Source organism: Mycobacterium sp. (assembly GCF_036490025.1).
GTDB lineage: Bacteria > Actinomycetota > Actinomycetes > Mycobacteriales > Mycobacteriaceae > Mycobacterium.
This window is the reverse complement of sequence record NZ_DASXEP010000123.1, coordinates 15,651-28,144: the sequence shown is the minus strand read 5'-3', so window position 1 is coordinate 28,144 and position 12,494 is coordinate 15,651. Positions and strand designations below refer to the sequence as shown.

General features: G+C 66.7%; 11 protein-coding genes. 6 read left to right on the top strand and 5 right to left on the bottom strand.

The annotated features are described in order from the left end of the window. Positions 1 to 45: 45 nt before the first annotated feature. The 4 genes from VGG53_RS12965 to VGG53_RS12950 form a co-directional block, all read right to left on the bottom strand. Positions 46 to 1,218: a cystathionine gamma-synthase gene (locus VGG53_RS12965; RefSeq protein WP_331518460.1), complete on the bottom strand. Its 1,173-nt coding sequence runs from the start codon at positions 1,216 to 1,218 to the stop codon at positions 46 to 48. Further along, positions 1,215 to 1,862 carry an RDD family protein gene (locus VGG53_RS12960; RefSeq protein ID WP_331518459.1) on the bottom strand — a complete coding sequence of 216 codons (648 nt, stop codon included), beginning with the start codon at positions 1,860 to 1,862 and terminating at the stop codon, positions 1,215 to 1,217. The genes VGG53_RS12965 and VGG53_RS12960 overlap by 4 nt, the downstream gene beginning before the upstream one ends. A 62-nt stretch (positions 1,863 to 1,924) precedes the next feature. After that, positions 1,925 to 3,319: a cystathionine beta-synthase gene (locus tag VGG53_RS12955; protein WP_331518458.1), complete on the bottom strand. Its 1,395-nt coding sequence runs from the start codon at positions 3,317 to 3,319 to the stop codon at positions 1,925 to 1,927. Between the two features lie 52 nt (positions 3,320 to 3,371). Next, the gene (locus tag VGG53_RS12950; protein ID WP_331518457.1) at positions 3,372 to 4,424 is read right to left on the bottom strand and encodes an alpha/beta hydrolase; all 1,053 of its coding nucleotides are present in this window, start codon (positions 4,422 to 4,424) and stop codon (positions 3,372 to 3,374) included. A 209-nt stretch (positions 4,425 to 4,633) separates the two neighbouring features. Here VGG53_RS12950 and VGG53_RS12945 point away from each other — a divergent pair, with 209 nt between their 5' ends. The 3 genes from VGG53_RS12945 (at position 4,634) to VGG53_RS12935 (ending at position 7,741) form a co-directional block, all read left to right on the top strand. Next, positions 4,634 to 5,605: an SGNH/GDSL hydrolase family protein gene (locus VGG53_RS12945; protein WP_331518456.1), complete on the top strand. Its 972-nt coding sequence runs from the start codon at positions 4,634 to 4,636 to the stop codon at positions 5,603 to 5,605. Positions 5,606 to 5,753: 148 nt separating this feature from the next. Then, positions 5,754 to 6,971, top strand: coding sequence for an acetyl-CoA C-acetyltransferase (locus VGG53_RS12940; RefSeq protein ID WP_331518455.1), 1,218 nt, complete (start codon positions 5,754 to 5,756; stop codon positions 6,969 to 6,971). A 152-nt stretch (positions 6,972 to 7,123) separates the two neighbouring features. Further along, positions 7,124 to 7,741 carry a hypothetical protein gene (locus tag VGG53_RS12935; RefSeq protein WP_331518454.1) on the top strand — a complete coding sequence of 206 codons (618 nt, stop codon included), beginning with the start codon at positions 7,124 to 7,126 and terminating at the stop codon, positions 7,739 to 7,741. Positions 7,742 to 7,809: 68 nt separating this feature from the next. Here VGG53_RS12935 and VGG53_RS12930 read toward each other — a convergent pair whose 3' ends face one another. Further along, positions 7,810 to 8,661, bottom strand: a complete 852-nt coding sequence (locus tag VGG53_RS12930) for a Bax inhibitor-1/YccA family protein (protein ID WP_331518453.1) — start codon at positions 8,659 to 8,661, stop codon at positions 7,810 to 7,812. Positions 8,662 to 8,895: 234 nt separating this feature from the next. Here VGG53_RS12930 and VGG53_RS12925 point away from each other — a divergent pair, with 234 nt between their 5' ends. From VGG53_RS12925 to VGG53_RS12915, 3 genes are read left to right on the top strand one after another with little or no spacing between them, the layout of a single operon-like run. Continuing rightward, a complete protein-coding gene (locus VGG53_RS12925; protein WP_331518452.1) occupies positions 8,896 to 9,942 on the top strand; it encodes an enoyl-CoA hydratase/isomerase family protein in 1,047 nt (348 codons plus the stop codon). A 10-nt stretch (positions 9,943 to 9,952) separates the two neighbouring features. Further along, positions 9,953 to 10,726, top strand: coding sequence for an enoyl-CoA hydratase (locus tag VGG53_RS12920; RefSeq protein WP_331518451.1), 774 nt, complete (start codon positions 9,953 to 9,955; stop codon positions 10,724 to 10,726). A 9-nt stretch (positions 10,727 to 10,735) separates the two neighbouring features. Then, entirely contained in the window at positions 10,736 to 12,424 is a 1,689-nt protein-coding gene (locus tag VGG53_RS12915; protein WP_414688960.1) for an alpha/beta hydrolase, read from the top strand. Positions 12,425 to 12,494 lie beyond the last annotated feature (70 nt).

Below are 12,494 nucleotides of genomic sequence, written 5' to 3'. Positions count from 1 at the left end.
TGGGCGGCTTTCGGATGCGATTCTCTGTCTGCTCGCGGGGACCAGTCAGCCCAGTGCCTGTTCGAGATCACCGATCAGGTCGGCGATGTCCTCGATGCCGACCGACAGCCGCACCAGATCGTCGGGAACCTCCAACTGGGAACCGGCCGTCGACGCATGGGTCATCGCACCCGGATGCTCGATCAGCGACTCCACCCCGCCGAGCGACTCGGCGAGGATGAACACTTTGGTGTTGGCGCACAGCGCCTGCGCCGCGCTGCGTCCGCCCCGCATCCGCACCGACACCATGCCGCCGAAACCGTGCATCTGCCGCGCGGCGACCTGGTGACCGCGATGAGTGGGCAGACCCGGATACAGCACCGCGTCCACCGACGGGTGTCCGGCGAGGAATTGCGCTACCGCAGCGGCGTTTTCGCTGTGCCGCTGCATTCGCAGCACTAGCGTTTTGAGGCCGCGCATGGTCAGGTAGGCGTCGAACGGTCCCGGTACGGCACCGGCCCCGTTCTGCAGGAAGGCGAACGCCGCGTCCAACTCCTCGTCGTTGGTGACCAGTGCGCCGCCCACCACGTCGGAGTGCCCGCCGAGGTATTTGGTGGTCGAGTGCAGCACGATATCGGCACCGAGAGTCAGCGGCTGCTGCAGCGCTGGTGAGGCAAAGGTGTTGTCCACCAAGACTTTTGCTGACTTCTCTGCGCCAAGCTCGGCAATCGCGGCGATGTCGGCGATCGACAGCAGCGGGTTGGTGGGGGTTTCCACCCAGATCAGCCGCGTCTGCGGGGTAACCGCCGCGCGGACCGCCTCGACATCGGACAACGGGACCGGGGTGTGCTGCACGCCCCACTGGGTGAAGACCTTGTCGATGAGCCGAAATGTTCCGCCGTACGCGTCGTCGGGGATCACCACATGATCGCCGGGGCGTAGCAGCGCGCGCAGCGCGCAGTCGCTGGCCGCCATGCCGGAGCTGAATGCCCGGCCGAAACGGCCCTCCTCGACCGCGGCCAGCGCGGTTTCCAGCGCGGCCCTGGTCGGGTTGCCGGTGCGGGCGTACTCGAATCCGCCGCGAAGCCCGCCGACGCCGTCCTGGGCGAAGGTGCTGCTGGCGTAGATCGGGGTGTTGACCGCGCCGGTCGCCGGATCGGGCCGGTAGCCGGCGTGGATGGCCTTGGTGGCCAGCCCTGCGGAGTGAAAGCCGGCGGAGGCACTGCGGTGTTCGCTCATCGACGATCACCCTCGTGAGAGGTCTCCTCGGCGGCCGCCGACCGGTCCAGTGGCAGGCACACGGTGGCGATCATCTTGTCGGCCAACGTCTGGCGCTTGGCATCCCACAGCGGGAACAAGTAGCCGATGTAGAAAATGACCGCGTCGACCAGATGGGCGATCTGTCGCAGTAGCGACAAGCCGAAACCGATTGGCTTCCCGGTGTTCTCGCTGACGACTTTGAATCTCAGCAACGACTTGCCGATGCTCGATCCGGTGGTGCCCTGCCGGTATCCGTAGTTCCAGACGAAGTAGGCCAGCCCGGCCAGCACCGCAACCCACATCACCGTCAGACCCTTCGTCGAGTATCCGATCGCACAGATCTGATCACCGGCGTTGGGGGTGATGCCGGTCAGGCAGGCGCTGTCGATGGAGTTCTGCAGCACCAGCCAGCCGACGCCGAGGATCAGCACCAGCGGCAGATGGTCGACGAGGTAGGCCGCGACCCGGGTGATCCACGGCGTGCACTGCTCTTGCGTCAGGCCGCGCAGTACCGGCCCGGGCGGCGGCGGCAAGTATCCGCCCGACGGCGGGGGTGGCGGCGGATAGGCACCGCCCCCCGGCGGCGGGGGCGGCGGAAACGACGATGGGGGTTGTTCGGTCATGACCGGCTTTCTCGTTGCACAGTGATTTGCTACCCGAAGTAATTTGCCTGCAGGCCCTCCGGCTACTTGCGTGACACCCCGTCGGAGAGAAAACCCAACAAGTCGTAGCGGGTGATGACCCCGACCGGTTTGCCTTCTTCGACGACCATCACGGCGTCCAAGTCGCGCAGCGCCTTGGCCAGCGAGCTGACCTGTTCGCCTGCACCGATGATCGGCAGCGGCGGGCTCATGTGCATACCGACGGCGTCGGCCAAGCTGGCGCGTCCCTCGAAGACCGCCGAAAGCAGTTCGCGCTCAGAGACGCTCCCGGCCACTTCGCCGGCCATCACCGGCGGCTCGGCGCCGACGACGGGCATCTGCGACACCCCGTACTCGCGCAGGATGCTGATCGCGTCACGGACTGTCTCGGACGGGTGGGTGTGCACCAGGTCGGGCAGGTGACCGGACTTGCCCCGCAGCACGTCGCCAACCGTGGGCTGCTCGATCGAGCCGTCCAGCCGGGTGCGCAGGAACCCGTACGACGACATCCAGGCGTCGTTGAAGATTTTCGACATGTAGCCGCGCCCACCGTCGGGCAGCAGCACCACGATCAGCGCGTCGGGTCCGGCTTGCTCGGCCACTTTCAGGGCCGCCACCACGGCCATGCCGCAGGAGCCGCCGACGAGCATGGCCTCCTCGCGGGCGAGCCTCCTGGTCATGTTGAACGAGTCGGAGTCGGACACCGCGATGATCTCGTCGGGCACCGCCGGGTCATAGGCGGCCGGCCAGAAGTCCTCGCCGACGCCCTCGACGAGGTAGGGCCGGCCGCTGCCGCCGGAGTACACCGACCCTTCCGGGTCGGCACCGACGACGCGCACCTTCCCACCGGAAACGTCTTTGAGATAGCGCCCGGCGCCGGTGATGGTTCCGCCAGTGCCGATGCCGGCCACGAAATGGGTGACCAGGCCGTCGGTGTCGGCCCAGATCTCCGGGCCGGTGGTCTCGTAGTGGCTGGCCGGCCCCTGCGGGTTGGAGTACTGGTCGGGCTTCCAGGCACCGTCGATCTCGCTGACCAGCCGGTCGGAGACGCTGTAGTAGCTGTCCGGGTGTTCGGGCGGCACCGCCGTCGGGCAGACCACCACCTCGGCGCCGTAGGCCCGCAGCGCGTTGCGCTTGTCCTCGCTGACCTTGTCGGGGCAGACGAACACACACCGGTAGCCGCGGTTCTGCGCAACCAGGGCCAGGCCGACGCCGGTGTTCCCCGAGGTCGGCTCGACAATGGTGCCGCCGGGCCTGAGCTCGCCGCTGGCCTCGGCGGCGTCGATCATCTTGACCGCGATCCGATCCTTGCTGCTCAACCCGGGGTTGAGATATTCGACCTTGGCCACCACCCGGCCCGACCCTGGTGGCACGACCGAGTTCAGCTGAACCAGCGGAGTATTGCCGATGAGTTCACTGATGTGTTGCGCGATCCGCATGTGTGAATCGTCTCAGGTGCGGCTCGGCCGCGCGCAGCGGCCGCCCGGACGGCTACCCGGTGGCCTCGCGGATGTACTCGCCGATCTGCCGCAGCGACCGGACGGCCTCGGGCACAATCGGCGCGGCAAGCTGAAAGTCGTGAATCTGGCCGGGCCAGACCCGCACCTCGGTCGGCACTCCCGCCGCCGCCAGTGCACGGGCGGCGACGCGGGCGTCGTGCAGCAATACCTCCGACCCGGACACGTGGATCAACGTCCGCGGCAGCCCCGGCTCGAGATGGTCCAGCGGTTCGTAGAGCTGCTCGGGCTTTCCGTCGACGACGTGCTTGGACGCGGCCTTGGCGACCAGGGCTGACAACGCGTCAAATGCCTTGGCCGGGAACATCGCATCGGTCTTGATGTTCGGGTGCGACTGCTTGGGCTCCTTGGCCAGCTGCAGCAGCGGAGAGATCGCCACCAGTGCCGCCGGTTGCTCGTGTACCTGTTGAAGTCGTTGCGCCAGAGCCAGAGCCAGATAGCCGCCGGCCGAGTCGCCGGCCACCACGATCTGCTCCGGGGGATATCCGCGCAAGCGCAGCCAGCGGTAGGCGTCGTGGCAGTCGTCCAGTGCCTGACCGACGGAGTGCTTCGGGATGAGCCGGTAATTGACCACCAGCACCGGCGAGTCGGCAAACTTCGACAGCGCGTTGACGATTCGGCTGTGCGAGTTGACCCCACACGTCAAGAACGCGCCGCCGTGCAGATAGAGCACCACGCGCCGGTTGCCGTCGGCCGGCAGCACGCCGGGAGCGCGCACCAGCCGGGCGGTGCAGTGCGGCAACCCGACTGTCTTGCGGATCGTTCCGGGCCCGGGAAGCAACGCCCGGGAAGCGAAGTCGATGATCCCGAACGGGAAGGGGACGTGCGGGATATGGCTGACCACACCCAAAGTCGGACGGATCGTCAGACGACAGGCCAGCGACGCCAGCATCCCGGTGAGGCTGGGTCCGCTCTCGACGACCTCGACCGGCGCGCCGTCGTCAGCGGGAAATCTGCGCGCCCGCAAGACGTCGCGGGCACGAACTGCGGTACGGGGGGCACCCCAGACCTTGTTCGGTGCGGTCATGCTCAACACTCCTACGCCGTTGTAGTCCGCGGTAAACATGTCGGCGAAGCAGCGGAGAGGGCGTCCTCAGCCAACCTCGCGAACTTAGCTTGACACTATAAAAAGTTTCAACAATCAAAGAGTCTGATTTGATGCCGAGATTGCTCCGACTCGTGATGGCACAGGCCGGGCGCAGGAGCCAGCGGCCGCTCAGGACATAAACTGATCACGTGGTACGACGCGCACCGCGGGGTTCGATCGCCGCGCTGGCTGCAGCGGGCGCGCTGGCATCGACCGGCACAGCCTATGTGGGGGCGCGCAATCTGCTGATCAGCCAGGCCGCCAAGGCACGCAGCGTCATTCCGAAGTCGTGGGACGTCCCGCCGCGAGCGGACGGTGTGTACGCCCCGGGCGGCGGCCCGGTCCAGCGCTGGGAGCGCGGGATGGACGTCGACTTGCATCTGATGATCTTCGGTGACTCGACGGCAACGGGCTACGGCTGCATCATCGCCGACCAAGTTCCCGGCGTCCTGATCGCCCGCGGGCTAGCCGAGCAGACCGGCAAACGTATCCGGTTGAGCACCAAGGCGATCGTCGGAGCCACCTCCAAGGGCTTGTCCGGACAGGTCGACGCCATGTTCGTGGCCGGTCCGCCACCGGATGCCGCGGTGATCCTGATCGGCGCCAACGACGTCACAAGGCTGAACGGCATCGGTGCCTCCGCGCGCCGGCTCGGGGCAGCGGTACGACGGCTGTGCGCCAGCGGCGCAGTGGTCGTGGTTGCCACCTGCCCCGACTTCGGGGTGGTCAGGGCCATTCCGCAGCCGCTGCGGTGGACGGTGCGTACCTGGGGGCTGCGGCTGGCCCGCGCCCAGTCCGGCGCCGTCAGGTCGGCCGGCGGCGTGCCGGTGCCGCTGGCGTCATTGATGAGTCGCGAGTTTCGGCATGCAGCCGAGCTGATGTTGTCCGAGGACCAATTCCATCCGTCGGCGGCCGGATACGCGCTCGCCGCAAGTCAGCTGCTGCCGGCGCTGTGCCACGCGCTCGGCGACTGGGCGGGCCAGCCGATACCGGCCCTGCAGTCCGATACCGCCACGGAGGCTGGTCCCGGCGGCTATTCGGCGCTGGGCCTGATCTCGCGGTTGTGGCGACGGCCCACCACCGGAGTCCCCGCATCTCTCGTCACAACCGCCCCCCGCTGAGTCTCCCGGGGTGTCTAGCCAGGCCGTTTACGGCCTGCATCGTCGCCGGGCTAGATCCGATTGCCCGGCTTCTCAGCAGGCCGTTTACGGCCTGCATCGTCGCCGGGCTAGATTCGGGTCCGGACCTAACACCACGGATGGAGCCGAAATGCCGGAAGCCGTCATTGTTTCAACTGCCCGTTCGCCGATCGGGCGCGCCATGAAAGGATCGCTGGTCAGCGTGCGGCCCGACGACCTCGCGGCGCAGATGGTGCGCGCCGCGCTGGACAAGGTGGAAGCGCTGAACCCGCACCAGATCGACGACCTGATGCTGGGCTGCGGCCTGCCGGGTGGCGAGCAAGGCTTCAACATGGCCCGCGTCGTCGCCGTCGAGCTCGGCTACGACTTCCTGCCGGGCACCACCGTCAACCGCTACTGCTCATCATCGCTGCAGACCATTCGGATGGCCTTCCACGCGATCAAGGCCGGTGAAGGCGACGCGTTCATCTCCGCGGGCGTCGAGACGGTGTCCAGGTTCGGCAAGGGTAGTTCGGACTCGCTGCCGGACACCAAGAACCCGCTCTTCGACGAGGCCGCCGAGCGGACGGCCAGCGCCGCGGAGGGCGCGACGGACTGGCACGATCCCCGCACCGACAACGCGATCCCCGACATCTACATCGCGATGGGTCAGACCGCCGAAAACGTCGCGATCATGACCGGGATCAGCCGCGAGGACCAGGACCACTGGGGCGTGCGCAGCCAGAACCGCGCTGAGGAAGCCATCAAGAGTGGCTTCTTCGAGCGCGAGATCGCGCCCGTCACGCTGCCCGACGGCAGCACTGTCAGCACCGACGACGGCCCGCGGCCGGGCACCACCTACGAGAAGATCAGCGAGCTCAAGCCCGTCTTCCGGCCCAACGGCACGGTGACTGCGGGCAATGCCTGCCCGCTGAACGACGGCGCCGCCGCGGTGGTCATCACCAGCGACACCAAGGCCAAGGAGCTCGGCCTGCAGCCGCTGGCCCGCATCGTGTCCACCGGCGTGAGCGGCCTGTCCCCGGAGATCATGGGCCTGGGACCGATTGAGGCGAGCAGGAATGCGCTGCAACGGGCCGGGCTGTCCGTCAAGGACATCGACTTGTTCGAGATCAACGAGGCCTTCGCGGTGCAGGTGCTCGGCTCGGCACGTGAACTGGGCATCGACCAGGACAAGCTCAACGTCTCCGGGGGCGCCATCGCGCTGGGTCACCCGTTCGGCATGACCGGCGCCCGCATCGCCACCACGCTGCTGAACAACCTGCAGACCCACGACAAGACGTACGGTCTGGAAACCATGTGCGTGGGCGGTGGTCAGGGCATGGCGATGGTGATCGAGCGGCTGAGCTGACACCGCGGCACACGTCTCCTGTTTTGCCGCCAAACTGGCGTAACCGCACGTTCGGGCATGGGATCACCCGGATTGGGTTACGGTTTGCCAGCTGCCGCCCGGTGGCCTGCGCATCCGAGTTCGAGATGACTCGGTGGAAAAGGAGCGGCGCAATGAGTACTTCCCTGAGAACAGTTGCAGCGGTGACGGCCGCGGTGGCGGCAGTCACGTCGGCGTCAGCGGCCGGCTGCAGTAGCAATCCGAAGTCGCCGACGGCCTCGTCGAAGTCAGCCAGCTCGGCGCCGACCAGCCACAGCTCGACAGCGAGTTCGGCGCAACCCCAGTCCGCCGACTACAGCCGACTGTTGATCCAGGCCAAAGACATCGAATCGCCCATGCCCTTCACCGCGGGCCCGGTAACACATAACCCAAATGGCCAGGCCGGGGTGGAAACGACGTTCAGCAACGACGACAACACTCGTCAGATCCACGACACCATCCTCGTCCTGGGCGATCCTTCCGCGGCGGCCGGCGCGCTCGACGCCGCGAAGGCGAAGCTGGGTGATTCCGTCCAGGGCACACCCGGACCGGCTGACGTGGGAACTGGCGGTACCACAGCCTCGGGCAACTCACCGGACGGCTCCAAGGGGGTCATGGTGTTGCTGTTCACCGAGGGCAAAGCGTTCACCACGCTGAACTTCGTCGGTCCGCCCGACATGCTGCCGCCACCGGATTTCGTCACCGGCCTCGGCCAAAAGCAAGACATGGCCATCAAGAACGGACTGAGCTGACGCAACGACGTTGACGCACAAAAAGGCCGGCACGTTGCGTACGTGCCGGCCTTCTTTTGTGTCAAGCGTCAATCGTTCTGCAGATAACTGAGCAACCGCAGGATCTCGATGTAGAGCCAGACCAGTGTCACCGTCAGGCCCAGCGCGACACCCCATGCGGCCTTCTCGGGGGCTCCGGCACGGATCATCTGATCTGCCGCGTCGAAGTCGATCAGGAAGCTGAATGCCGCCAGACCGATGCAGACCAGCGAAAAGATGATGGCCAGTGGGCCGCCGCTGCGCAGACCCATGCCCTCGCCGTGGCCGACACCGAACATGCCCAGCACCAGGTTGCCCAGCATCAGGGCCAGCACTCCGAACAGACCGGCGACGATCATCCGGGTGAACTTCGGGGTGACCCGGATGGCGCCGGTTTTGTAGACGACGAGCATCCCGACGAACACCCCGAGCGTGCCCAGGATCGCCTGCCCGATCATCACGCCGGCGCTGGTGTTCGACACCGAGAAGTTGGCCAGCAGGAAGGAGATCGCTCCGAGGAACAGCCCCTCCAGACCGGCGTAGGTCAACACGATGGCCGGGTTGTCCTGCTTGCGGGCGAACGTCGCGATCATCACCATGGCCAGCCCACCGAACGCACCGACGAAGGTGAACGGCGTGGCCAACGCCTGGTTGGCCGCCACCATGAAGTACGAGACGACGGCGACAGCCGACAGCACCGCCAGGGTGATTCCGGTCTTGGTGACGACATCGTCGATGGTCAGCGGACGCGAAACGCCTGCCCGCTGATCGGTATAGGACGCATAGGGGTCCGCCTGATGCCCATATTGCGTCGCGGCGCCCGCGACGCCGCTGCCGAACTGCGCGTACCCGCCACGCTGCTTGGGCAGCGAGCGAAATACCGGGTTGCTAGTCTCCCGCACCGTCGGTTCCTCTCGTGAGCTGTGACTTCGAGCTGTGCGAACAATCGATCAACGAACGGTAGTCCAGCCGTGTTCCCCGCGGGGGCTTTACCCGAATGTGCGGCCGGACCTACTCCAGATAAACCTTACCCGCCCGGGACCCCGACCGGGGTAACGATCTAGATTGCTCGTCAGGCCGCGACCAGCGTTCGACGAGGGATCCAGCAGACCATTCACCAAGGGGAGACCACGCGCGTGACGGACGAATCCGACGACATTCTGAGCCGAGTCGACAACGGCGTCGGCTTTGTGACGCTCAACCGGCCCAAGGCGATCAACTCGCTGAACCAGAGCATGGTCGAGGGGCTGCGCGCGGTCTTGGCGGAATGGGAGCACGAACCGGCGGTCAGCGCGGTGGTGCTGGCCGGGGCCGGTGAGCGCGGGCTGTGCGCCGGCGGTGACGTGGTGGCGATCTACCACAGCGCCCGCGCCGACGGGACCGCCGCGCGGCGGTTCTGGCGCGACGAATACTTGATGAACGGTCAGATCGGCCGATTCCCGAAGCAGTACGTGGCGCTGATGGACGGCATCGTGATGGGCGGTGGCGTCGGGGTCGGCGCCCACGCCAACACCCGCGTGGTGACCGATACGTCGAAGGTCGCCATGCCCGAGGTCGGGATCGGCTTCATCCCGGACGTCGGCGGGGCTTTCCTGCTGTCGCGCGCACCGGGATTGCTGGGTCTGCACGCCGCGCTCACCGGAGCGCCGTTCTCCGGGGCCGATGCGATCGCCATGGGCTTCGCCGACCACTACCTGCCGCACGACAAACTGGACACCTTCAGTCAGGCCATCGCCGCGGACGGTGTCGAGCAGGCGATTGCCGCCCACGCCGTCGAACCGCCACCCAGTAGCCTTGCCGCCCAACGTGACTGGATCGACCACTGCTACGCCGGTGACACCGTCGCCGATATCGTCGCCAGTCTGCGGAACCACCAAAAAACGGGGGCCGGCCCCGCCAACGACGCCGCCAACCTGATCGCTACCCGTTCGCCCATCGCGCTGTCGGTGACCCTGGCGGCCATCCGCCGCGCCGCCAACCTCGACACGTTGGAAGACGTTCTGGCCCAAGACTATCGGGTGTCATCGGCGTCGCTGCGTTCGCACGATCTGGTGGAAGGCATCCGCGCTCAGCTGGTTGACAAGGACCGCAACCCGCAGTGGTCGCCGGCATCGCTATCCCAGGTGAGCGCGGCCGACGTCGAGGCCTATTTCGCACCCGTCGACGACGAACTGGAGTTCTAGGAAGGCAACCATGGCTTACGAAACGATTCTGGTCGAGCGCGACGAGCGAGTCGGCATCATCACCTTGAACCGGCCAAAGGCGCTCAATGCGCTCAACAGCCAGATGATGAACGAAGTGACCACTGCGGCAGCCGAATTCGATCGCGATTCGGGCATCGGCGCGATCATCATCACCGGTTCGGCGAAGGCGTTCGCCGCGGGCGCCGACATCAAAGAGATGTCCAGCCTGGTGTTTTCCGATGTCTTCGACGCCGACTTCTTCGCCCCGTGGGCCAAGCTGGCCGCCACCCGCACGCCGACGATCGCGGCGGTGGCCGGCTACGCGCTCGGCGGTGGCTGCGAGCTCGCGATGATGTGTGACGTGCTGATCGCTGCCGACACAGCGAAATTCGGACAACCCGAGATCAAACTGGGCGTGCTGCCGGGTATGGGCGGTTCGCAGCGGCTGACCCGGGCCATCGGCAAAGCCAAGGCGATGGACCTGATTCTGACCGGACGCAACATGGACGCCGAGGAGGCCGAACGCAGCGGACTGGTGTCGCGGGTGGTGCCCGCCGATGACCTGCTGACCGAGGCCAAGGCGGTGGCCACCACGATTTCGCAGATGTCGCGGTCGGCGTCCCGGATGGCGAAGGAAGCGGTCAACCGCGCCTTCGAGTCCACGTTGGCCGAAGGGCTGCTGTACGAACGCCGGTTGTTCCATTCGGCTTTCGCGACCGACGACCAGTCCGAAGGCATGGCCGCGTTCATCGAAAAGCGTGCACCCAATTTCACCCACCGTTAGGGGGTCATGGTGAGCGAGTCGGCGATAGCCGAACCCGCGCAAGCGGCCGAGCCACAGCGCCGAAAGGCGTGGTGGGTCCGGCACTACACCTTCACCGGCACCGCGGTCGGCCTGATGTTCATCTGGTTGTCGATGACCCCGTCGCTGCTGCCGCGCGGACCGCTGTTTCAGGGTTTGGTCAGCGGCGTGGGCGGCGCAATCGGCTACGGCATCGGGGTTTTCGCAGTGTGGCTGGTTCGTTTCATGCGCTCACGCGATTCCAGCCCACCGGCGCCACGGCCCGCATGGTGGGTGCTGATCGTCCTCGGGGCCATCGGCATGGTCGCAATGGTGATCTGGTTTCACGTGTGGCAAGACCGGGTGCGCGACTTGATGGGCGTCAAGCACCTGAGCTGGCACGACTATCCGTTGACAACCGCAGTCTCGTTGACCGTGCTGTTCGGCGTCGTGGAAATCGGCCAGCTCATTCGCCGATTGGTCCACTTTCTGGATCTGCGACTCGATCGCTTTGCGCCGCCGCGGGTTTCGGCCGTCATCGTGGTGTCGTTGTTGGTGGCCCTGACTATCGCGTTGCTCAACGGCGTCGTGGTGAAATTCGCGATGCGGAACATGAACAGCACCTTCGCCGCCGTGAACGACGAGGTGGATCCCGACTCCGCTGCGCCGCGCACACCGCTGCGTTCCGGCGGCCCCGGATCGCTGACATCGTGGGAGTCGCTGGGACATCAGGGACGCATTTTCGTCCAGGGCGGGCCCAGCGTCGCCCAGCTCACCGCCTTCAACGGCGCCGCAGCGGCCGAGCCGATTCGTGCCTACGCCGGGCTGGACTCCGCCGACGGAATCACCGCGACCGCGGAGTTGGCCGCGCGCGAGTTGGAGCGTGCGGGCGGATTACGCCGCGCCGTCGTCGCAGTCGGAACCAGCACCGGCACCGGCTGGATCAACGAGGCCGAAGCCGACGCGCTGGAGTACATGTACAACGGCAACACCGCGGTGGTGAGCATGCAGTACTCCTTCCTGCCCAGCTGGCTGTCGTTTCTGGTGGACAAGGAGAACGCGCGTCACGCGGGCCAGGCGCTGTTCGAAGCTGTCGACCGGTTGGTGCGCCGATTGCCGGAGGCGCAGCGCCCCAAGCTCGTCGTATTCGGTGAAAGCCTGGGCTCCTTCGGCGGCGAAGCGCCCTTCCTGAGCCTCAACAACGTCTTGGCCCGCACCGACGGCGCGCTGTTCTCCGGGCCGACCTTCAAGAACACCATCTGGACCGACCTGACCTCGACCCGCGACCGCGGGTCACCGGAATGGCTGCCGACCTACGACCGCGGCCTCTATGTGCGGTTCGTGGCACGCCCACCGGACCTGAACCGTCCCGATTCGCCGTGGATCACGCCGCGGGTGGTGTATCTGCAGCACGCCTCCGATCCGATCGCCTGGTGGGATCCCGGCTTGCTGTTCCGCCAGCCGGACTGGTTGCGCGAAAAACGGGGCTACGACGTGCTGCCCGAGACCCGATGGATTCCGGTGGTGACGTTCTTGCAGCTGTCGGCCGATATGGCGGTCGCCCAGGATGTCCCGGCCGGGCACGGCCACGACTACGTCGCCGATGTCGCCGACGGCTGGGCGGCAGTGCTGCAGCCACCGGGCTGGACGCCGGACAAGACCGCCAGACTGCGCCCGATGCTGCGTGCCAGCAGCAGTTGACCCCGACGCGCCGGGCGCCAGGTTTCCACCGTCTGAACATTGGCTACGTCGCGATGAACAGCTCTCGGGC